The organism is Mitsuaria sp. GD03876 (assembly GCF_029840635.1).
Lineage (GTDB): Bacteria > Pseudomonadota > Gammaproteobacteria > Burkholderiales > Burkholderiaceae_C > Roseateles.
In genome coordinates, this window is sequence record NZ_JAOCCU010000002.1 from 152236 (window position 1) to 172992 (window position 20757).

Sequence of the window (20757 nt, forward strand, 5' to 3'; positions counted from 1 at the left end):
CGCAATGACTGCGAAAGCCAGAAACGGCGGGGACCATAGCGCAAATTTGGGATGGGTCGCTCCCCACCGATGGGTGGTGGCGTCGCGGAATGTCGTGTCGGAACGGCGGCGCTTACGCGCCGTTACCTTAACGGCGGTGGCGCCGAGTTCACCGAGAATCCGCCCCTTCGGCCCTCGACGCCGCATCGGACTCCCCCGCCTCCCGCCATGAACGACAAGTCCCCGAGCCGCGCCATCGCGTGGCTGGTCTGCGCCCTGATCGCCGCCGCGCTCTACGGCAACTACTACGTCTACGACTCCATCGGCCCCGTCGCCGACGCGCTGCAGAGCCAGCGCGGCTTCAGCGACCAGCAGATCGGCCTGCTCAACGCGATCTACAGCCTGCCCAACGTCGTGCTGATCCTCGTCGGCGGCGTGCTCGTCGACCGCTTCGGCGCCGCGCGCATGACCGTGTGGACCGCCGCCATCTGCCTTGTCGGCGCGCTGCTCACCGCCCTCAGCCCCAGCTTCGCCGGCATGGCCGCGGGCCGGCTGCTGTTCGGCATCGGCGCCGAGACCTTCGGCATCGCCACGCTGGCCGCGCTCGCCCAGTACTTCGTCGGCGGCAACGTCGCGTTCTCGATGGGCCTGGCCCTGTCGATCGGCCGCCTCGGCTCGTACTCCTCGGACATGTCGCCGACCTGGTTCGCCGACGCCTACGCCCAAGGCTGGCAGCCGCCGCTGATGATCGCCGCGATCGCCGCCGCCGCGTCCTTCGCCGGCGCGGTGCTGTACTGGTGGCTCGACCGCCGCGTCGCCGCCGCCGACAAGGGCGAGGCCGAGAAGCAGGCCCAGCCCTTCGTCTGGCGCGACCTGCTGCACTTCGGCAAGGCCTACTGGTTCCTGCTCGCGCTGTGCGTGCTCTGGTACTCGGTGATCCTGGCGTTCCGCAGCACCTTCTCCATCAAGTACTTCCAGCACGCGCACGGCCTGGACCTGGCCGCGGCCGGCGCGATGAACAGCTACGTCTTCCTCGCCGCGGTCTTCGCCACGCCCGCCTTCGGCTGGCTGTGCGACCGCGTCGGCCGCTACGCGCCGTTCCTGGCCTTCGGCGCGCTGCTGCTGCCCATCGCGATCGCCACGATGGCGCTGACCCACGCCAGCCTGTGGATCGCCACCGCGCTGATCGGCGTGAGCTTCTCGCTGGTGCCCGCGGTGATGTGGCCGCTGGCCAGCAAGATCGTGTCGCCGCAACGCTTCGGCACGGCGATCGGGCTGATGTGGGTCGCGCAGAACGCCGGCATCGCCGGCGCCAATCTGGTCGCCGGCTGGCTCAACGACCGCGCCGGCGCCAGCGCGCAGAACCCCGCCGGCTACGAGCCGATGATGCTGTTCTTCGGCCTGGCCAGCGTCGCGGGCGCGGTGTTCGCGCTCGTCCTGTGGCTGACCGCCGGGCGCAAGGACCAGGAGCGGGCGGCCACCGCCTGAGCGCTCAGCGCGCCTCGAACCGCCGCGCCGCCGCGGCCAGGTGCGAGCGCACCACCAGCACGTGCCCCGGCAGGATCGCCGCGAGGTAGCACTTGCCGAGCAGGTTGTGGCAATGCACCACCGTGGTGGCGACCGCCTCGCGCCGCGTCGATCCCTCGACGCGGCGGATCAGGATCGACAGCTTGAAGTCCAGGTGCCGGTCCTGCTCGCCGAAGATCGCCTCCTCGCGCGAGGACTCGAGCACCCGGAAGATGTCGACGTGCTCGACGCCGATCTCGGCGAGATGGGCGCGCATCGCCGCCGTCGTCTTCAATCCGAAGGGCTTGACCGCCACGTCCCGCATCGCGAGCAGCACGCGGAACCAGCGCGGCGGATCGGCCAGCGCCTCGCGCGCGAGCGCCATCGCGTCGTCGGGCGCGTGGTCCGGCAGCGCGATGGCGAAGGCATCGGCGAGATGGGCGCCCGCGTAGCCGGCGGCGAGCCGGCTGTCGGGCGGAGGGGCAACGCGGCGGACGGTGGTCATCCGCCGCATTCGATCACGACTTGGTGATCCGGATCGACTTCAGATTCCACCCCGGCCCGTTGGCCTTCACCGCGATCTGCTGCTGTCCGGCGGGCAGGGTCACGCGGTGCGAGATCGTCGTCCAGTTCTGCCAGCCGCCGGTGGAGGGCACGCCCAGCGCGCCGTAGACCGGCGTGCCGCCGGCCATCTCCAGCTGCAGCGCGCCGCCGCCGTTCTGGCTGGCCACGCGGTACTCGACCGTGTAGGTCCCGCCCTGCGGCAGGTTGACGTTCCACACCGCCCAGTCGCCGGTGTCGATCCAGCCCAGGTTCTGCCCGCCTTCGCTCGAGCCCTCCAGCTGCATGCCCTGCTGCAGCGCGAAGCCCGCGGCGTCCAGCGTCGTCGAGAAGCCCGGCGTCGTGGTGTCGCCCTTGTAGACGCGCACGTAGTCGACGTACATCTTCGCGGGCAGCCGGGATTCATCGATGTTCCAGCCCGGCCAGTTGCCGCCCACCGCCAGGTTCAGCAGCAGGAAGAAGTCGCGATGGAATTCCTCGGTGCTGTTGACGCCGTTGGTGATGTCGGCGATGTGGAACTGCCGGCCGTCGACGAACCAGCGGATGAACTGCGGGTCCCATTCGACCGAGTAGACGTGGTAGTCCGCCACGTTGACCGGCGTGTGGCCGCCGTAGGACGCATGGCCGCCGTCCGGTCCCTGCCAGTGGATCGTGCCGTGCGCGTCGGCGTCGGCGTTCACGTGTTCCATGATGTCGATCTCGCCCGACGCGGGCCAGCCCACCGAGGTGATGTTGCTGCCCAGCATCCAGAACGCCGGCCACATGCCGGAGAAGGAGGGCGCCTTGATGCGGGCCTCGATGCGGCCGTACTTGAAGGTCGCCAGGCCTTGCGTCGTCATCCGCGCCGACGTGTAGCGCATGCCGCCGAAGTCCTCGCGCCGGGCGGTGATGACGAGCTGGCCGTTCTCGATGGACGCGTTCTCGCGCCGGTAGTACTGCAGCTCGTTGTTGCCCCAGCCGCCCGAGCCGGTGCCGGTCTCGAAGCGCCAGTTCGGGCCGATGCCGTTGGTGAACTCGTCCTGCCAGACGAGTTGCCAGTTCTGGGCCTGCGCCGCGACGCCCGTCAGGGCGAGCGCGGCCGCGGCCAGCGATCGAATCCAGCGTGTCATGTGAAGTCTCCTCAAGCCAATGGGGGAGGAGACGCGCGACGGGATGACGGCGTCTCCGCGGACGCCCGAGCACAGGGGTAAGCCATGGGGCGGCTGGATCGCCGCGCGGGCGCCGCCACCTCTCGATCCCCACTATCTGAAAGCGCTTTCAGAATGTCTTCGGGGTTTACCCTCGGCTGGCGGGGTCCGACGGTGACAAGGGGTTGCGAAAGCGGTCGATCGAACCACGACCTAGGTCATGCGGGCTGTCATCGGCGATTGGCTATCGTCGCCCGCTGATTTCCTTGTTGAAGGCTTGTCATGCTCGACCTCCATCAGTTCATCGCGCTCTTCGACGGGCGCCCGGTGCCCGAGGACCTGATCCGCCTGGGCGGCTTCCAGAACGTCGTCAAGGCGCAGTACACGGAGAGCCTGTGGCTCACCGACCACGAGAAGCGCGGCCTGGAGGCCGGCTGGTCCAAGGACCCCGCGTTCCTGGCGCGGCTGGTTGCCTTTGGCGTGGCCAACGGCTCGGGCTCCTTCTACGCGCTGTGGAACCCGGACGACGGGAGCGAGCCGGCGGAGTGGCCGGTGGTGGTGTTCGGCGACGAGGGCGGCGAGTGGGTGATCGCGCGCAACGTGCGCGAGTTGCTGCAGCTCAGCGGGCTGGACATCGAGCCGTATGTCGACCACGAGAGCGCCTATTTCTTCATCGACGAGGACGATGAGGACGAGGATGAAGACGACGACTACGCGAGCGAGGCGATCGAGGACTACCGCGAGTGGCTGAGCGAGGTCGCGCAGCTGGACCCGCTGACCGATCCCGATCCGGTCGTCGAGCGCGCCCGCGCGCAGTGGCAGGCGCCGTTCGACGCCTGGAAGGCGCCTTACCTGGACGGGCGCTGAGGGGGCCTCGGCCGGTCGTGACGACGGGGTGCCGTCGATCGCGACATGGCCGGGTTCGCGCGTGACCTGTGGATGCCGAGGCGTCGGCTGCTAGATTCGCGCGGCCCGATTCGACGGGCGCTGCCGCCTGTCGCCGCAGGCCTTTCCCACATGCTCGCCAACGATTCCGCCTCGCCGCACTCCTGGACGCCCGCTGACATCACCACCGCCTGGGTTCACGGATGGGTGCTGTCGCGCAACGCACCCGCGCCGGTCGACCACGGCACGCACCTCTCGGTCGCCGTGGGGCTGCCCGGACACGTGGTCCGGCATGTCTTCCCGACGCTCGCGGCCGACGCGCTGCGAGCGGTGGCCGGCGCGTCGCCGGTCGCAGGCACTTGGTTGAAGGTGGCGGCCGCGCAGGACGCGGTGAAGCCGCTGTTGCCGGCGGAGTGGGTGGTGCATGCGGCCGAGTACCTGATGCACCGATCGCTGGCGGACATGGCGGCGATCCCCGAGGCGCCGTCGGTCGAGATCACGCGCGAGGGGCCCGTCGTCACCGCGACGCTGCGGGGTCCCGATGGCGACCTCGCCGCGCGTGCCCAGGCGGCGGTGTCGGGCACGGCGGCGATCTTCGACCAGGTGGTGACCGAGCCCCAGCATCGCCGCAAGGGCTATGGCTCGTTGCTCATGTCCCAGCTCGCGAAAGCGTGCCGGGAGCAGGGCGCGACGCTCGGCGTGCTGGTGGCGACCGAGGACGGCCGGCATCTGTATTCGGCGCTCGGATGGACAGTGAGCACCGAGGTGACCGCCGCGTCGTTCGGGGTCGAGTGAGGAGTCATGTCGCCTCGTTTCGTCTTCCTCGGCATCAGCGTGTTGCTCTACTTGCTCTCGCTGGCACTGCCCGCGCTGCGCTATGCCGGGGGCGAGCCGGTCAGCGGCTTGTTCATCCTCGGCTTCGGTTGGTACAACGGCACCGCCCACTGGCTGGCCAATCCATTGATGTGGGGTGCCTGGCGCCTGCTGGCGATCCGCAAGCCGGCGTTCTCGCTCGCGGTGCTCGTCGGTGCGGGTTTTCTGATGCTGAGCTCGCTGGGCATCAAGGACGCCGTCTGGGGCGGGGAATCCGGCATCCGCGAACCGGTCGCCGGCCTGGACATCGGTTTCTGGATCTGGTTCCTGAGCGCGGTCGTCGCGGCGATCGGCGCGGTGGCCGAGTTGGCTGGCAGCCGGAAGGCCGGGGAGGGCGACGAGCCCCATTGAGCCGATTGTTTTTCGCAGCACGCCACGCTGACAGAATCGGCGGCCATGCGAGTGTTCCTTGACGATGAGCGCGCCACGCCGGAAGGGTGGGTCCGCGCGTACTGGCCCGATGAAGTGATCGCGCTGCTCGAGGTGGGTGGCGTGGAGGAGGTGAGCCTCGACCACGACCTCGGCGACGACGATCGCGGGACGGGTTACGACGTGGTGCTCTGGATCGAAGAGGCCGTGGCGCTCCGCGGCTTCGTGCCGCCCAGGATGCGCGTGCATTCGGCCAACTCGTCGGCCCGGGAAAAGATGGAAGCCGGTATCCGCGCGATCGAGCGGCTGGCTCGTGAGGAGACTCGGATCGAGCGGCTGGCTCGCGAGGAGACTCGGATCGAGCGGCTGGCTCGCGAGGGGGCTCAGCTTGCGGAGCCGGATCGGAAAGAGGCGGGGAACCCGTCATCCCCCTTCGGTGAGCGCTGAGAGCGTTGGGCGGCCGAACGAGGCGCGCCGATTCACGTGTTCATCGCCCACCCATTTCGCGCACCCAGTCCTGAATCGTCTCAAGCTGCCCCGTCAAGCCTGACCGGCGCGCCGGGAACACGCCGTCCAGCGCGGCTGTCCCCACGGTGAATCCCGCGGCCCGGCTGCGCGCCACCGTCTCCAGCCGCTCCCGCCGGTCGATCGACCCGGCGACGACCACCGGCTTGTCGACCGCCGCGCAGACCGCGTCGATCAACGCCGGCACGTCGCCGCGGAATCGATACGCCAGCAGGTCCAGGCCGGCCACGCCGTCCAGCGCCGCGATCCGGCGCGCGCTCGCGACGATCTCGTCGAGGTCGCCCTCCAACACGCTGGGATGACCGGTCACCCGGCCCGGGAACGGGTAGTAACGGATCGCCGTGCCCCGCAGGATCGGCAGCACCGCCTCGGGCCGCGTCCCGCCCATCAGCACGTCGACGCCCAATTCGACGGCCGCGCGCGCCGAGGCGATCTCGCTCGCCTCGTCCAGGCTCACCACCTCGAGGTAGGCGAGCGCGCCGCCCGCCTGAATCGCGTCGGTCAGTTCGTGCAGCACCGGCAGCGGCAGTCCGATGTCCTTGAACCCGATGTGCCGCACGCCTCGCGCCAGCACCTCGCGCAATCGCTCCTTCGCATCCGGCACCGTCCGGTCCTGACGCGTCAGCATGAAGATGAAATCGGGCAGCGCCGTCGATGCCGATGCCGATGCAGACGTGGACGTGGACGTGGACGTGGATGCGGACGCCAATGCCGATGGCTTGGCGTCGGAGGCCTGTTGCCATCGCGGCGACGCCATCACCATCGCCGCGGCCTGTCGCACCGCGCAGGCCAGGCTCGCGGCGTCGGCTACGCCGCGGCCGGCGATGTCGAACGCGGTGCCGTGGTCCACCGACGTGCGCACGAACGGCAGCCCCACCGTGACGTTGACGCCCTCGTCGACGCCGAGGTACTTCACCGGGATCAGCCCCTGGTCGTGGTACTGCGCCACCACCACGTCGAAATCGCCGCGCCGCGCCCGCATGAAGACGGTGTCGCCCGGCCACGGCCCGGAGGCATCGATGCCGGCCTCGCGCGCCGCCGCGATCGCGGGCGCGATCACCTCGCGGTCCTCGTCGCCGAATAGGCCGTTCTCGCCGGCATGCGGATTCAAGCCCGCGACCGCCACCCGCGGCGCGACGATGCCGACCGCCTGGCAGGCCCGATGCGCCAGGCGGATCGCGCGCAGCTCGTTCTCCACCGTCACCGCCGCGATCGCGTCACGCAGCGACAGGTGGATCGACACCAGCATCACCCGCAACTCGCTGTTGACCAGCAGCATCCCGAAGTCCCGCGTGCCGGCGCGGTCCGCCAGGATCTCGGTGTGACCGGGGAACGGCACGCCGGCCGCGCGCAGGGCCTCCTTGTTGATCGGCGCCGTCACGATGCCCGCCACCTCGCCCGCCAGCGCGAGGTCGATCGCGCGCTGCACGTTGGCATGGGAAGCGGCGCCGGCGCGCGCATCGACGCGGCCCGGCGTCGCGTCGGCGGGGAAGGGCCCGTCCGCCTGCATCACGAAAAGCTCGCCGGCCCGGGGTGCCTCCGCCGGTAGCTCGCCGACGGCCGCGATGGCACGCAGCGTCAAGGGCAGGCCGAGCATCCGCGCCGCGCGCGCCAGGCAGCCTTCGTCGCCGACGGCGAACCAGCGCATGGGCGCGGGCTCGGACGCCATCGCCAGCCGGACGACGATCTCGGGCCCGACGCCGAGCGGATCGCCCATCGTGATCGCGAGCGGCGGCAGGCAGGGGGATGTGGAACGGGACACGGGGTTCTCCTCAGACTTCAAAGCGGCCACGCAGGCGATCGACGCAGCGCAGCAGGGTGGATGGCAATCCGAATCCGCCGGCCTTGGTGGCGAAGGGGATCGATCGACCGGGCAGGTGCAGCACGCCGAAGGGCACGCCGGCCTCGACCTCGCCGGCGAGGTCCAGCGTGGCCGCGTCGAGCTGGTCCACGACGCGGCGCGCGGTGTCGCCGCCGGTCACGACCAGGCCGTCGAAGCAGTCCGCGTTGCGACGCGCGATCAGGCCCGCGCGCAACGCCAGGGCCTTCGGCCATGCGGGATCGGATCCGGCCGCCCTCGGCGACACCAGGGCCACCACCGGGTGCGTCGCGAAGGCTTGTCGCAATCGGCCCGAGGTCCGGTCGCGGTCGGCGCTGTCCGCCTCCAGCGACAAGGGCACCAGCGGGACGCCCGCGCCGCCCAGCGCCGCGAGCTGCGCGTCGTTCGCCGGATGCAGGCTGCCGACCACGACGAGCACGCGGCGTGCCGGGGTCCATGGCATCGTCCCCGCCACGTGCCGGCGATCGGGGAGGGCCCGCGCCAGCGCGCCGGCGAGTCCCGGCGATCCGACCCACAGCACCTCGGCCAACGTTCCCACGCGGGCGACCAGCGCGTCCAGGTCGCCGTCGGTGGCGGCGTCGTGGATGGTGTAGCTGCCGGGCTCCGCGCCGCGCATCGCGTCCACGACGCGGCTCGACCGCACCGGCGTCAGCGGATCGCGAGCGAACGCGGTGAGGTGCACCGGCTGGCCATCGACGAACTGACGACCCTGCGACGTCGTCCGACCCGCCGCCGGGAACGCCGGCGCGATCACGGCATGCACGCGCCCGGAGCCGGCGAGCACCGCCGCCGTTTCCGCGCCGGGATGGCCGCGCAGGGTCGAGTCGACGGTCTTGTAGACGAGCGTCGATCGACGCATCCGCATGGCCGCATGCAGGAAGCGGCGTCTCGCTTCCTCCGGCAGCAGCGAGCGCGTGTCCAGGTCGAGGGCGAGCACCTCCGCCTGGCATTGACCGACCGCGTCGGCGTGCAGGGCCACGGTGCTCGCCAGGCCCCGGGCCGCGAACGGCGCCGCGCCGTCCAGCGCGCTGGTGAGGTCGTCGGCCAGGATGGTGATCAAGATGATTTCCCGTGTGTCAATCGTTGGCGAGACTTTGCGGGAAGCGCTCTGAATGGACTATCGATTAATCTTCCAAAAACGATTGAGCAGAAATCAATCGACAAGGAGCGGCGACCGATGAACGGATTTCCCCATCTCCCCCCGATGCCCGCGCTGCGCGCCTTCGAGGCGACGGTGCGGCACGGCAGCGTGTCCAAGGCGGCGCGGGAGTTGCACCTGACCGACGGCGCGGTCAGCCGCGCCGTGCGGGAGTTGGAGGGCACGCTGGGCTTCCCGCTGTTTCACCGGCGCAACCGCTCGGTGGTGCCGACGCCGACGGCGCGCCATCTCGCCGAGGAGATCGCCGACGCGCTGGACCGGCTGCGGGACGCCTTGACCCGCGCGCGTCGCGCCGCGGGACCGGAGCGGCCGCTGGTGCTGTCGTGCGAGCCCACCTTCCTGATCCGATGGCTGATCCCGCGGCTGGGCGACCTGCAGGCTGCCCTGGGACCGGAGCGGGAACTGCGCTTCGTGTCCGCCGGCGGCGCGGTGCCTTTCGCGCGCGAGGGCATCGACCTGGCGATCCGCCGCGCCGATTTCCCGATCGCCGAGGGACTGCGGGCCGAGCCCTTCCTCGACGAACGCGTCGGTCCCGTCTGCCGGCCCGAGGTGGCCGCCGCGTGGGCCGAGCGGGGCGACGAGGCGGCGGTGCTGCTGCACGCCGCCACCCGGCCGGCGGCGTGGACGCAGTGGGCGCAGGCGACCGGGACGGCGCTGCGGCCCGCGCGCGAGGTCCGCTTCGAGCACTTCTACCTGAGCCTGCAGGCCGCGGCCGCCGGCGCGGGCCTCGCGATCGGCCCGGTCGCGCTGGTGGCCGACGACATCGACAACGGCTTGCTGGTCGCGCCGCGGGGCTTCGTCGCCGACGGCTCGCGCTACGTGCTGATGGCGCCGGAGTCGGACGTCGACGGCGAGACCTTCGACGCGGTGCTGGCGTGGCTGAAGTCGAGGGCCGCCGCGCTGGCATCGCGCTGAGCGCCCCACGCAGGGGCATGACGCGCCGTCACCGCCGCGCATGACCTGACCCTTTCCCACGAACGGACGGCGGCGTCATCAGAGTTGATGACGCGCGAGGAGCGCGATTTGCCCGCGCGTGAACTAATGGCGCGATCCGACCGGGAGGAACCGTGATCGACGCTGCTCTCCGCTTGAGAACTCGATGGCTGGCCGCGCTGAGCCTCGGCCTGGCGACCGGTTGCACGATCCTGGCCCCGATCCAGACGCAGCAGGCGGACCGGCGCTTTCCGCTGAAGAACGAGGGCACGGGCAACGCGCCGTGCAAGTCGGCCGGCGAGACCCAGCTGGAATGCCAGCCGCTCCAGGACGACATCGATGCCTTCTACGGCGGCCTGGGCCGCGCGCTGTGGGAAACGGACGTGCGCCGCCGCGCGCTGATCGGGCAGGCCGCCGCTCACACCAACATCAATTCCGCCTACAACGCGATGCTCTGGCCGCTGGGGGCGTACTTCATCCAGAAGAAGATCCGCCACCCGGAATGGAGCGCGATGGACGTGGCCGCGCTCGCGGTGGCGAGCTACGGCTTCCTGAACTCCGGCATCCCGGATCGCGACCAGCTCTACGTGAAGACGGCGGCGCGCATGGCCTGCGCGATGACGCTGTTCGACGCCGACCTGTACCTGAAGTCCGAGGTCCAGCCCGACGACCGTCAGCTGCGCGCGCCTTGGACCGACTGGCCGCTGCTCAATCCCGCCGAGGACTCCCTGGGCCAGCGGATCAACCAGTTGACCTGGAACCTGCGGGTGTTCACCGAGCAGCGCGACCGGGTCTTGATCGGGACGCAGCTCGCCGCCCGGAAGTCCGGCCCCACGGGCCGCACCGACACGGATCGACGGCGGATGGAGGCCATGGGCCTGAACAGCGCCCCGAAGGCGCAGAAGAATCCCAGCGCCGACTTCCTCCTCGAGACCGACGGCCTGATCACGCGGGCCGAGGAGCAGCTCGCCGCGGCGCAGAAGCTCAGGCAGCAACTCCACGACGCGGGAGACCGGCTGCGCTGGCAGCGCATCGCCATCGAGCGTGCGCTCGTCCAGGGCCTCAACGAGCGCACGCCGGCGCTGCAGTCGCCCACCAGCGTGGCGACCCAGATCGCGCAGGCCTTCGAGTCGGGCATCGACTCCGAGCGCAAGCTCGTCAATCGCATCAAGAAGGAATCCGGCGCCGCCCGACGCGAGGACTGGGCGCCGACCCCGGCCAATCTCGCGGACCTGACGCAGGACTCGCGCGACGCGATGACGGCCTTCTGGACCGGGCCTAGACCGAGGTTGAAGGCCGCCACGGCCAACCTGGCGAGCTGGATGGGAGGGCACGACGAGCGCGTGCGCCTGGCCAAGGCCGTCGCGTCCGGCATGGGGTGCGGCGACGGCGACCTCGCCGAGTTCACCAACTCGCTGAAGAAGGCCACGGACGCCGCGGCCACCAGTGCGTCGCCGTCCTCCGGATCGGGGAACTCGAAATGAGCCACGGCATCCGGCACGAACGGGATCGCTCGTGGGCGGAGCGCCGCTTCGCCGCGGCCAGCGAGGTGCTCGCCCGGCGCTGGCACGGCCTGCCGGTGGCGGCGCCGGACTGGCTCTGCCGCGAGGCGGTGACCGCGCTGCGGCTGGTGCCCGGGAACGAGGCGGGCCATGGCGCCGCGCTGGAGGTGGCGCTCAGGGACGGCGTCGGCGCGCGCGACCTGCCCGCCGACTGGCTGGGGCTGCGGCTCGTGCCGGTGCGGCAGGCTCCCGCGCGGGCGCAGCGCCTGCCGCCGCGGCTGACGCTGCGCCGCACGCGCGAGGACGGCACCGCCACCGCGCTGGTGCGCGACCGGCTGAACCCGGAGCGCTGTTTCCTGCTCACCTGCGGCCACGTGGTGGCGCCGGACAGCGCTTCGCGCTACGGAGACGCCGTGCGCATCGGCCTGCCCGGCATCGCGTCGCTGGAGGCCTATCTGCGCGAATGGCAGCCGGCGCTGGGCCCCGGCTGCCTGCCCACCGAGCTCGACGCCGCCCTGATCGAGGTGAGCGGGGCCGCCTTGCAGGAACTGATCGCGATGGACGCGGGCTGGTTGCCCACCGGGCTCAGCGACGACGCGCGCGAGGGCATGCCGGTGTCGCTGCGCCGCGTGGACGGGCCGCTCGAGGGCCGCTTGTGCGCGCCCTGGTCGGGCGAGGTCGGCACCGACGGGCAGGACGCCGTGGACTACTTCCTCAAGGACGGCATCAGCTATGCCACCTCGGGCTCGACCCAGGGCGGCGACAGCGGCGGCGCGATCTGGTCGGCCGGCGACCGGCTGTTCGGCATGCACGTGGGCGCGATCGAGAGCGGCCGCGCGGCCGACGCCAATGCCGTGATGGCGCGCGTCCAGCCGGCGCTGGCGTGGTACTGCGTCAAGCCGTTCACGCGGACGGATCCGGCCACGGTGACGGCGGCGGACTGGCCGGAGCGGCCGCCGTCGATGGCGATGGCCGCGCCGCTGGCGGGCAAGGCGGCCGAGGATCCCGCCGATGCCGACGAGCAGCTCGTGCTCGCGCGCACGCTCTGGGGCGAGGCGCGCGGCGAAGGCGAGGCCGGCATGTACGCGGTGGGCCGCGTGATCCTCAACCGCTGGCGCTCCGGCTATCGCGGCTGCCGCACGGTGAGCCAGGTCTGCCTCGACCCCTCGCAGTTCAGCTGCTGGAACGCCAACGATCCGAATCGCGCGCAGATGCTGCGGCTGGATCCCGCGCTGTCCCAGGACGAGAACTTCAAGACCGCGCTCGACGTGGCCACGTTCGCGCTGTCCCAGCCCTCGCGCGACGGCACGGTGCCCGATCCGACGCTCGGCGCCCGGCACTACGTCGCCACCACCTTGCCGAGCGCGCTGCGTCCGGACTGGCTGCTGGACAAGCATCCCTGCGCCGTCATCGGGCGGCACGAGTTCTACAACAACATCCGGTGAGGGAGCCCGACGATGGAAAAGCTGCTGATGGAGGTGGTGATCGGCCTGGTGCTGGTCTACCTCGCGATGGCGCTCCTGCTGATGAAACTGCAGGAAAGCCTGCACGGGGGCGTCTTCCGCGGCCGGGTGCGCAACATGCACGAGCTGCTGCTGCAGGCCTGCGGGAACGACGCCACGCTGAAGAAGGACGTGCTGGCCAATCCGCTGCTGCTGGCCCTGACCAAGAACGACGCGTCGAAGCCGGCGGGCTGGTTCTCGCGCGCCACCGGTCCGTCGGCCGTACCCCCGGACACCTTCGTGCGCGCGCTGCTGATGACGCTCAATCCGTCGGGGAAGGCACCGTCCACCGAACCGCTGTCGCCGCTGGCCTTCATGGATTCGCTGCTCAAGGGGGTGAACGCCAGCAAGAACCCGGAGAAGTTTGCCTATCTGAACGGCCTGCGCGCGCTGATTCCCGCGGCCGAGAGCAACTGGCCGGCCTTCGAGACCGCGATCGCGCTGTGGTTCTCCGACATCGGTGACCGCGCCTCCGGTTGGTACAAGCGCAACAGCAGCCTGGTGGGGCTGTGGATCGCGATCGGGCTGTGCGCGGCGTTGAACGTGGACACGCACAACATGGTCAACACCCTGGGCTCGGACAACGAGTTGCGCCAGGGATTCGGCAACCTGGCCGAGCTGGTGCTCCAGACGCGTGAGGGCCAGGACAAGGCGGCGCCGGCGCCGGCCTCGCAGGACAAGGCGCTGGACCCGGCGACGCGTGCCGTGGCGCGGCTGGTCGACGCCAACGCGCGCATCAGCGAGGCGTACTACAAGGACAAGGCCATCGCGCGGTTTGGCTACTACGTGTCGGATGCCGACGTGGTCTGCGAAGGGGTGCCCAGGAGCGAGGCGGCCGTGGAGAACGAAGGGCGCTACGTCTCCAATGCCGACACCTGGGTCGGTCTCCTGCCGGCGCTGCTGCCGGGGATCGAGAAGGCGGTGAATCGCATCGACGAGGGCGACAACGTCCCCGACAAGCTGCGCAAGGCCTACACCTGCCTGTCCCACGTGTCGGCCTGGGTCCGTGCCGCCAGCACGACCAGCAACAACATCGACACCCGGCGCGTGATGCTGGAGGCCGGCGTGGCGCTGGAGGAAAGCAAGTCGGCGCTGGTGACGCTGCTGCGCGCCAACGAGCAGCAGGGCGGGCTGCGCCGGCTGTTCAAGCTGGATCCGGAGGCCTTCGCGCGCTGCGCCGGCCGGGTCACCGCGAGCAGCGCGAACATGCAGGAATGCGTGTTGCGCGAGCAGGACCTGCTCAACCGGCTGCCGGTGGGGCATACGGGAGCCAACCGCCGCCAGCAGTTCTGCACGGTGCGCGACGATCAGGCAGCCGCCAGCAAGGGCCAATGGTCGAACCTGGTCTGCGGCAGCGAGGTCCTGCCGCCTCAGCCGCGATTGGGAGTGGGCGGCATGACCCTGGTCTTCGACCCGTGGTCGATCCTGAGCTGGCCGGTCGGGTTGTTGATCTCCGCGCTGTTCATCTCGCTGGGCGCGCCGGTCCTGTTCGACACGCTGGCCCGCTGGGTCCGGATGCGCAACGCGGGCGAGGTGCGCGACGCGGCCAAGGACGCGGCCAAGGGCGCGGGCACGATGACGCTGCCGATGCTGGCCGCGGCGGGCAGCGCCGCCGTGGCCTCGGGCGGGCCGGTCGCCGTCGTGGCGGCCCGGCCAGGCGGACTCGCCGACAACGAAGGCGCGGTCGGCGACTTCGAGGAACAGTTGACCGCCCGCGAGTTGCAGTCGGTCAAGCAGAAGCTGCGCATCGAGCCGTCCACCGGCGGCTTCGACGCGGCGACCCGGGCCGAGATCCTCAAGGCCACCGGCGCCGAGCACCTCACCCTGGCCAGCTACACGCGGCTGATGGGCCGTCCGCCGGTGCAGGCCGGGCCGGTCAACGGCGCCTTGCCCGCCAGCAATGCCCAGCGGCTGCGGCTCTTCGACGCGGCGCCGGCGCTCGGCGCCAACCTGTGCCATCAACTGAACTTCCCCGGCCGCATTCCCCCCAACGAAACACGCTTCACCGATGAGCTGCGCGCGTTGACGGTGCTCTACCGCGTCAAGTCCGGCGCGAAGCCAAGCCCCGTGGAGCTCGCGGACACGAACCCGGCGCAGCTCGACAGCATCGACGACACCTTGCGCGCCGAGATGCTCAACACCAGCATGGCGCCGCTGCCCCGCCAGTCCGGCGCGACCTGGATCGACGTGGCGCTGGGCGAGCTGGGCCAGACCGAGCTCAAGGGCACCAACCGCGCCACCAGCAACCCGCGGATCTGCGAGTACCTGGATGCCGCGGAGGCGGGGTTGGGCGACAGCGGCGACGACACCGCGTGGTGCGGCGCCTTCGTCAGCTGGGTGCTCAAGCACCGCCATGCGACGGTGCCGCCGAGCGCGTCGGAGGTCAAGATCACCACCGCCGCGGTGGCGGGGCCGCCGCCGGTGCCGGCCACGCTCAGCAACGGCATCCTGCTGCCGGGCACGCCGCAGACCGCCCGCAACTGGCTGGGCTGGACGCGGCCCGCCGGCACGTCGGCCGCGGCCGCCGACACCTGGCAGGTCACCGTGAACGGCGCCACCAGGACCCTGCAGAAGGGCGACGTGGTCGTCGTCGACGTGAACGGCGACGACAAGAGCCATCACGTCGGTTTCGTGTTCGACGTCGACACGGCGCGCGGAACCTTCAGGATGCTGGGCGGCAACCAGTTCGGCGGCACGCGCGTATGCCTGTCGACGTGGAGGATCAGCAGCCTGTGCTGAACCCGGATCGCGCCTGAGGTAGGCTCCGCGCGCCAAGACCCCTTCACTGCGGTCGCCCCAGGCGCTTGGCGGATGAACTCGCCTGAAGGCCCGCGACTCCGGAATCACGATGAAGCCCACGATCGAGAAGAAGTCCTCGCGCCTGCCGTCGATGCTGTCGCGCGTCCCGGCGTTCACGCTGGCGCTGTCCGCCGCGGCCCTGACGGCGGCCACGCCCGCCGTGGCCACGACTCCCTGCCAGGACTGCCGGATGGCCTCGGTGATGCCGGAGCCGCAGGACCCGGCCAAGGCGCCCTGGTGGCAGCCGCGTCATGAGGCGAAGCTGGCCGAGGTCCGCGCGATGCGCGAGTCCGGCCGTTCGCCGAAGGTCGTGTTCCTCGGCGACTCGATCACGCAGGGATGGGAGAACGTCGGCAAGCCCGTCTGGGACGAGGCCTTCGCCGGTTACGACGCGCTCAACCTGGGCTTCGCCGGCGATAAGACCGAGAACGTGCGCTGGCGCCTGAAGCAAGGCGAGATCGACGGCATCGCGCCGCGGGTCGTGGTGCTGATGATCGGCACCAACAACACCGGCGACCGGCATGACGAGCCGCGCAAGACGGAGGCTGGCGTGCTCAACGTGTTGCAGGACCTGCGCCAGCGCCTGCCCGGCGCCAAGGTGCTGCTGCTGGCGATCTTCCCGCGCGGCTTCAAGGCGGACGACGCGATGCGCGCGGTCAACGCCGAGGTCAACCAGCAGATCCGCGTGCACGCCGACGGCGAGCGCGTCCACTTCCTGGACATCGGCGCGTCGCTGATGAACGCCGACGGCACGCTGTCGCCCGAGGTCATGCCCGACGGGCTGCACCTGAGCGAGCGCGGCTACCGCCAGTGGGCGCAGGCGATGCAGCCGACGCTGGCGAAGCTGCTCGACGCATCCAAGCCATGACCTCGGCCTCGTCGTCGCCCGCGCCGCGCATCCTGTCGACCAGCGCGGGCAGGGACTGGCGTGCGTTGCAGGCCCACGTGCTGCAGGTGTCGCCGGGGCGCTTCCAGGCGCCGGCCAGCGACAGGCATCGGCTGGGCCTGCACCTGGGCGCGCCGGTCAATGCCGTGTGCGCCTGCGACGGCGTGCGTCTGCGGCGCGTGCAGCGGCATGGCGACATCGACCTCGTTCCCGCCGGCACGACCGGCTCCTGGGAGGACGACGCCGAGTGCCGGATCCTGCAACTGAGCGTGGCGCCCGCGCTGCTCGGGGAGGTCGCGGAGGAACTCGGGCGACCCGTGGGCGATGCGACCTTGCGACCCAGGCTCCAATGGCGCGACGACCGGGTGGAAGCGATCGCCTGGGCGATCAAGGCGGAGCTGGACGCCGACACGCCGTCCGACCCGCTCTACGTCGACCTGCTCGCCCATGCCCTGGCCATCCGGCTGATCGACGCCGGCCGGGAAGGGACACCGCCGGCCGCGCTGGCGGACGGCCCTCGGTTCACGCAACGCCAGTTGCGTGCCCTGACCGAGTTCATCGACCACCACCTCGACCGGCCACTCCGCCTGGCCGAGCTCGCGGCGCAGGCCGGCGTGAGCGGCACGCGGCTGAAGACCCTGTTCCGCAACAGCACCGGGCTGCCGGTGCACCAGTACGTGATCCGGCGCCGCGTCGAGCACGCCCGCGCGTTGCTGGCCACGACCGGCATGGCGGCCAGCGAGGTCGCGCTCGCTGCCGGCTTCTCGCATCAGAGCCACATGAGCCACACGATGCGGCGCCTCCTGGGCCACACGCCGGGCGAGGTGCGGCGGCGATCCGATCACATCCGTCCGAAGCTGCAACCGCCGGACTGATCCTGCGCGACGGCGGGCGCCCGGCCTCGCATCCTCGGCGTTTTCACTTTGGGATACGCAGCATGTTCGCCATCGTTGGAGCCGCCGGCAAGGTGGGTCACGCCACGTCGCTGGCATTGATCGAGGCCGGCGCGCCGGTGAGGGCCGTCCTTCGGAACGACGCCAAGGCCGGCCCGTTGAAGGCCGTCGGCTGCGAAGTCGCGCTGGCCGACCTGCAGGACGCGGAGGCGCTCGCCCGGGCGCTCGCGGGCGCGCGGACCGTGCAGGTCATCCTGCCGCCGCGGCCCCTGGCCGACGACGCGGTCGCCGACATGCACCGCTCCATCGACAGCCTGGTGGCCGCGCTCGAGCGGACGCGTCCCGAGCGCGTGCTCGCGATCTCCGACTACGGCGCGCACGTCGAGGAGGACATCGGCATGCCCAGCGTGTTCCGCCACTTCGAGCAGCGCCTGCGCGGGCTGGCGACGGACCTGGTGCTCCTGCGTTCGGCGGAGCACATGGAGGGCTGGCGGGGGCTGCTGCCCGTGGCCGTGGCCACCGGCGTGCTGCCGAGTTTCCATGCGCCGGTGGAGCGGGCGTTCCCCACCGTGTCGGCGGGGGACGTCGGCGCGATCGCCGCGGAACTCCTGCTCCGACCGCGGCATCGGGACGGCGCGCGAGTCGTCCATGCGGAGGGGCCGAGGCGGCACAGCGCGGCGGACGTGGCCGAGGCCCTGGGACAACTGCTCGGGCGCACGGTCGCCGCGCGGGAGATCCCGCGCGGCGAACGGATGGCGGCCCTCGGCCGCGTCATGAGCGCCAGCACCGCCCGGCTGCTGGTCGGCGTCTACGACGCGCACCGCCGGGGAGGGCTCATCGACGTCGAGCCGGGTCCCGCCGAGGTCCGGCGCGGCTCGACCACGCTGGTCGACGCGCTCCGGCCCGTCGTCACGCCGCGCTGAGCGGCGCGGCTTCAGAGCGTCGACTGCTTCGCGTCGGCCGCCGCCATCGCGTCGCCGTTGGCGCGCAGACCCGCGGCTTCGATGCGCGCCAGCTGCTCCGGCGTCGCGATGACGGGACCCTTGTCGCCGCGGTTGGCCAGCAGGCCCAGGCGGCCCGCCTCGGCGGTCTCGGCCTTGACCTGCGCGCGGGTCTTGGGCGAGCCGGCGGTCACGGGCGGCTCGTAGTTGTCGCGCTGCGAGCGCAGCAGCTCGCCGCTGGCGCGCGCCTCGGCCAGCTCGGCCAGCACCTCGGCGCGGGTCCGGGGCGTGCCGGTGTTGGCGGCCAGCGAGAACTGCACGCCGTCGTTCCAGTAGACGAGTTCGCCGGCATCGCGGGCACGGACCAGCTCGGCGACGACCTGGGCGCGGGTGACTTCGGCCGTCTGCGCGGCGGCGGGTTGCGCGACGGCGGCGAGGGCGGCGGCTACGAACGTGGCGGTGAACAGGGCGGAAGAGAAGGACTTGGTCATGGTGGGCTCCTAAGGAAGGTGAAGCGGGGTTGGTGTGGACTGAATTTCATCCGGCCCAGGTATCTGGGCTTTGTCACCGTCCCGGTCCTTCGGCATGACCCTGTATGGCGCGCGGCCCGTGACACACGCGCATACAAACCGGTGCCTCGCGATGCCCGCGATGCCCGCGGCGCGCGCGGCTAGGCGATCGTGGCCGACGCGCCCACCAGGCCGCGCGCCAGCGCGATCGCGGCCGCGTGCGTGCGCGAGGTCGCGCCGAGCTTGCCCATGATCGCCCCCATGTGGGACTTCACCGTGCCGAGCTCGATGTCCAGCCGCCGCGCGATCGTCTTGTTGGATTCGCCCGCGACCACGAGCGCCAGCACCTCGGTCTCGCGCGAGGTCAGCGCCGTGCGCGTCAGGCTGTCGGCCATCCGCTGGGCGACGGCGAGGCCCAGGTAGCGCTGGCCGCGCGCCGCCGCCGTCACCGCCTCGACCAGCTCGGTGAGCGGCCCGCCCAGCAGCAGGTAGCCGTGCACGCCGGCCTCGATGGCGCCCCGGATGTCGGCCTCCCGCCCCTGCGTGGTCAGCGCGACGATCCGCACGCCGTCCAGCCGCTGCAGCGCGCGCTGTCCGGGCGCCGCCAGGCGCAGCGCGTCGGCGTAGTCCGAGATCACGACATCGATCGGCGGACTCTGCAGCCGCTCGTCGAGGTCGTCCTGGAAGACCTCGATGCCGCCGTGCGCCGACAGCGCCGCGGCGATGCCCACGCGCAGCAGGGGATCCGGGTGCTTCACCAGGACGCGGGTCCTGGTCGTCGTCGTGGGCGGCGCGTGGCGGGCGGTCATCGGGGGTCTCCGGATCGGTGCGATGGCGCCGACTCTAGGAGGGGGGGCGTGACCCACCAAGAGGGTGCGGACGAATGCGCTTTTGTCGTCCTGACAAAGATCTAATGGAGGCCCCGCGCGCACGTTTCCCGGAGGCCCCCATGGATCGGATCGCTGCAATGAATGCCTTCGTCCGCGTCGTCGAGGCCGGCAACTTCACCAAGGCCGCCGAGTCGCTGGCGCTGCCCAACGCCAGCGTGACGCGCCTGATCCAGTCGCTGGAACAGGACCTCAAGGTATTGCTGCTGCACCGCACGACGCGCGCCGTGACGGTGACGCCGGAGGGCGCGTCCTACTACGAGCGCGTGGTGCGCCTGCTGGCGGACCTGGCCGACATCGAGACCTCGACGCGGCATTCGAGCGCCAAGCCGGCTGGCCGGGTCCAGGTCGACGCGCCGCCGGCGATCGCGTCGATGGTGCTGGTGCCGGCGTTGCGCGAGTTCCACCGCGCCTATCCGGACGTGAAGGTCGACCTGGGCGTGGGCAACCGCCGCACCGACCTGGTGGCCGAAGGCGTCGACTGCGTGATCCGCGCGGGCGAGGTCAGCGAGCAGTTCCTGGTCGCACGACGCATCGGCGGCTTCCGCTTCGCGACCTGCGCGACGCCCGGTTTCCTCGATGAACACGGCACGCCGACCTCGCCCGAGCAGATTCCCGTCTACCCGACCGTCGGCTTGGCCGGCGGCCCGGGCGGCCGGGTGCAGCCGTTCCGGTTCAGCCTCGGCGAGGTGGAGCACCGCTTCACGCTCGATCACGCGCTCGTCGTCGACGACACCAATGCCTATCTCGCCGCCGGGCTCGCCGGCCTGGGGCTGATCCAGGCGCCGTGCTACACGGTGGACACGGCGGTGCTGGACGGGCGACTGGTGTCACTGCTCGACGCGTGGCATCCGAACGAGATCCCGGTGCATGTGCTGTACGCGCCGAACCGCTACCTCAGCGCGAAGGTGCGGGTCTTCATCGACTGGGTCGTCACCGTCTTCGAGCGGCACGAGCACCTGCGGCGCGTCTGAGCACGCGGTCCTACGACTTCAGTGGCAGGCGCGATCGGCGCCAGGTCGGATGCCGCGCGGGCGGCGATCGGGGAGCCTAGGCGATCCATCCTCGAAGGACCCGCCGA

18 protein-coding genes and 1 pseudogene are annotated in these 20757 nt (G+C 71.3%); 13 read left to right on the forward strand and 6 right to left on the reverse strand.

What is annotated here, in order from left to right:
* Positions 1–207 precede the first annotated feature (207 nt).
* A complete protein-coding gene (locus tag N5D62_RS02160; protein WP_279755784.1) occupies positions 208–1467 on the forward strand; it encodes an MFS transporter in 1260 nt (419 codons plus the stop codon).
* Positions 1468–1471: 4 nt separating this feature from the next.
* On the opposite strand, the gene N5D62_RS02165 is transcribed toward N5D62_RS02160, so the two are convergent.
* Both N5D62_RS02165 and N5D62_RS02170 read right to left on the reverse strand, forming a co-directional pair.
* Positions 1472–1990 (reverse strand): DUF2867 domain-containing protein, encoded by a 519-nt coding sequence (locus tag N5D62_RS02165; protein WP_279755786.1) that lies wholly within the window; start codon positions 1988–1990, stop codon positions 1472–1474.
* Positions 1991–2003: 13 nt separating this feature from the next.
* Positions 2004–3155: a carbohydrate-binding protein gene (locus N5D62_RS02170; protein ID WP_279755787.1), complete on the reverse strand. Its 1152-nt coding sequence runs from the start codon at positions 3153–3155 to the stop codon at positions 2004–2006.
* 300 nt (positions 3156–3455) lie between these two features.
* Between N5D62_RS02170 and N5D62_RS02175 the strand changes: the two genes are divergently transcribed.
* From N5D62_RS02175 to N5D62_RS02190, 4 genes and pseudogenes are all read left to right on the forward strand, one after another.
* Positions 3456–4040, forward strand: coding sequence for a hypothetical protein (locus tag N5D62_RS02175; RefSeq protein WP_279755788.1), 585 nt, complete (start codon positions 3456–3458; stop codon positions 4038–4040).
* Positions 4041–4190: 150 nt separating this feature from the next.
* Positions 4191–4853: a GNAT family N-acetyltransferase gene (locus tag N5D62_RS02180; RefSeq protein ID WP_279755789.1), complete on the forward strand. Its 663-nt coding sequence runs from the start codon at positions 4191–4193 to the stop codon at positions 4851–4853.
* A gap of 6 nt (positions 4854–4859) precedes the next feature.
* Positions 4860–5282: a hypothetical protein gene (locus N5D62_RS02185; RefSeq protein ID WP_279755790.1), complete on the forward strand. Its 423-nt coding sequence runs from the start codon at positions 4860–4862 to the stop codon at positions 5280–5282.
* A 45-nt stretch (positions 5283–5327) separates the two neighbouring features.
* A pseudogene (locus N5D62_RS02190) lies at positions 5328–5612 on the forward strand (cyclic-phosphate processing receiver domain-containing protein); the annotation flags it as partial.
* Positions 5613–5787: 175 nt separating this feature from the next.
* Here N5D62_RS02190 and pdxA read toward each other — a convergent pair.
* Both pdxA and N5D62_RS02200 read right to left on the reverse strand, forming a co-directional pair.
* Positions 5788–7587, reverse strand: a complete 1800-nt coding sequence (pdxA, locus tag N5D62_RS02195; RefSeq protein WP_279755791.1) for a 4-hydroxythreonine-4-phosphate dehydrogenase PdxA — start codon at positions 7585–7587, stop codon at positions 5788–5790.
* Positions 7588–7597: 10 nt separating this feature from the next.
* Entirely contained in the window at positions 7598–8725 is a 1128-nt protein-coding gene (locus N5D62_RS02200) for a four-carbon acid sugar kinase family protein (protein ID WP_279755792.1), read from the reverse strand.
* A 117-nt stretch (positions 8726–8842) separates the two neighbouring features.
* Between N5D62_RS02200 and N5D62_RS02205 the strand changes: the two genes are divergently transcribed.
* The 7 genes from N5D62_RS02205 (at position 8843) to N5D62_RS02235 (ending at position 18262) form a co-directional block, all read left to right on the forward strand.
* Positions 8843–9739 (forward strand): LysR family transcriptional regulator, encoded by an 897-nt coding sequence (locus tag N5D62_RS02205; protein WP_279755793.1) that lies wholly within the window; start codon positions 8843–8845, stop codon positions 9737–9739.
* Between the two features lie 152 nt (positions 9740–9891).
* Positions 9892–11241 (forward strand): hypothetical protein, encoded by a 1350-nt coding sequence (locus tag N5D62_RS02210; RefSeq protein ID WP_279755796.1) that lies wholly within the window; start codon positions 9892–9894, stop codon positions 11239–11241.
* The gene (locus N5D62_RS02215) at positions 11238–12704 is read left to right on the forward strand and encodes a cell wall hydrolase (RefSeq protein WP_279755797.1); all 1467 of its coding nucleotides are present in this window, start codon (positions 11238–11240) and stop codon (positions 12702–12704) included. Before N5D62_RS02210 ends, N5D62_RS02215 begins: the two co-directional genes overlap by 4 nt.
* Positions 12705–12716: 12 nt before the next feature.
* Positions 12717–15500 carry a CHAP domain-containing protein gene (locus N5D62_RS02220; RefSeq protein ID WP_279755798.1) on the forward strand — a complete coding sequence of 928 codons (2784 nt, stop codon included), beginning with the start codon at positions 12717–12719 and terminating at the stop codon, positions 15498–15500.
* A gap of 109 nt (positions 15501–15609) precedes the next feature.
* Positions 15610–16428 carry a platelet-activating factor acetylhydrolase IB subunit gene (locus N5D62_RS02225; RefSeq protein ID WP_279755799.1) on the forward strand — a complete coding sequence of 273 codons (819 nt, stop codon included), beginning with the start codon at positions 15610–15612 and terminating at the stop codon, positions 16426–16428.
* Positions 16425–17321 carry an AraC family transcriptional regulator gene (locus N5D62_RS02230; protein ID WP_279755800.1) on the forward strand — a complete coding sequence of 299 codons (897 nt, stop codon included), beginning with the start codon at positions 16425–16427 and terminating at the stop codon, positions 17319–17321. Before N5D62_RS02225 ends, N5D62_RS02230 begins: the two co-directional genes overlap by 4 nt.
* Positions 17322–17383: 62 nt before the next feature.
* Positions 17384–18262 (forward strand): NAD(P)H-binding protein, encoded by an 879-nt coding sequence (locus N5D62_RS02235; protein ID WP_279755801.1) that lies wholly within the window; start codon positions 17384–17386, stop codon positions 18260–18262.
* An 11-nt stretch (positions 18263–18273) separates the two neighbouring features.
* Here the strand turns inward: N5D62_RS02235 and N5D62_RS02240 are convergent, their stop codons facing one another.
* Complete coding sequence (locus tag N5D62_RS02240; protein ID WP_279755802.1) at positions 18274–18771, reverse strand: DUF4148 domain-containing protein; 498 nt, start codon at positions 18769–18771, stop codon at positions 18274–18276.
* A gap of 179 nt (positions 18772–18950) precedes the next feature.
* Entirely contained in the window at positions 18951–19598 is a 648-nt protein-coding gene (locus N5D62_RS02245; protein WP_279755803.1) for a response regulator transcription factor, read from the reverse strand.
* A 158-nt stretch (positions 19599–19756) separates the two neighbouring features.
* Between N5D62_RS02245 and N5D62_RS02250 the strand changes: the two genes are divergently transcribed.
* Positions 19757–20650, forward strand: a complete 894-nt coding sequence (locus N5D62_RS02250; RefSeq protein WP_279755804.1) for a LysR substrate-binding domain-containing protein — start codon at positions 19757–19759, stop codon at positions 20648–20650.
* Positions 20651–20757: the final 107 nt, after the last annotated feature.

What these genes read in the sequence shown, in the direction of transcription:
- N5D62_RS02160 (WP_279755784.1), top strand. Translation starts at nt 208, where the DNA reads ATGAACGACAAGTCCCCGAGCCGCGCCATCGCGTGGCTGGTCTGCGCC.
- N5D62_RS02165 (WP_279755786.1), bottom strand. Translation starts at nt 1,990, where the DNA reads ATGACCACCGTCCGCCGCGTTGCCCCTCCGCCCGACAGCCGGCTCGCC.
- N5D62_RS02170 (WP_279755787.1), bottom strand. Translation starts at nt 3,155, where the DNA reads ATGACACGCTGGATTCGATCGCTGGCCGCGGCCGCGCTCGCCCTGACG.
- N5D62_RS02175 (WP_279755788.1), top strand. Translation starts at nt 3,456, where the DNA reads ATGCTCGACCTCCATCAGTTCATCGCGCTCTTCGACGGGCGCCCGGTG.
- N5D62_RS02180 (WP_279755789.1), top strand. Translation starts at nt 4,191, where the DNA reads ATGCTCGCCAACGATTCCGCCTCGCCGCACTCCTGGACGCCCGCTGAC.
- N5D62_RS02185 (WP_279755790.1), top strand. Translation starts at nt 4,860, where the DNA reads ATGTCGCCTCGTTTCGTCTTCCTCGGCATCAGCGTGTTGCTCTACTTG.
- N5D62_RS02205 (WP_279755793.1), top strand. Translation starts at nt 8,843, where the DNA reads ATGAACGGATTTCCCCATCTCCCCCCGATGCCCGCGCTGCGCGCCTTC.
- N5D62_RS02215 (WP_279755797.1), top strand. Translation starts at nt 11,238, where the DNA reads ATGAGCCACGGCATCCGGCACGAACGGGATCGCTCGTGGGCGGAGCGC.
- N5D62_RS02220 (WP_279755798.1), top strand. Translation starts at nt 12,717, where the DNA reads ATGGAAAAGCTGCTGATGGAGGTGGTGATCGGCCTGGTGCTGGTCTAC.
- N5D62_RS02225 (WP_279755799.1), top strand. Translation starts at nt 15,610, where the DNA reads ATGAAGCCCACGATCGAGAAGAAGTCCTCGCGCCTGCCGTCGATGCTG.
- N5D62_RS02230 (WP_279755800.1), top strand. Translation starts at nt 16,425, where the DNA reads ATGACCTCGGCCTCGTCGTCGCCCGCGCCGCGCATCCTGTCGACCAGC.
- N5D62_RS02235 (WP_279755801.1), top strand. Translation starts at nt 17,384, where the DNA reads ATGTTCGCCATCGTTGGAGCCGCCGGCAAGGTGGGTCACGCCACGTCG.
- N5D62_RS02240 (WP_279755802.1), bottom strand. Translation starts at nt 18,771, where the DNA reads ATGACCAAGTCCTTCTCTTCCGCCCTGTTCACCGCCACGTTCGTAGCC.
- N5D62_RS02245 (WP_279755803.1), bottom strand. Translation starts at nt 19,598, where the DNA reads ATGACCGCCCGCCACGCGCCGCCCACGACGACGACCAGGACCCGCGTC.
- N5D62_RS02250 (WP_279755804.1), top strand. Translation starts at nt 19,757, where the DNA reads ATGAATGCCTTCGTCCGCGTCGTCGAGGCCGGCAACTTCACCAAGGCC.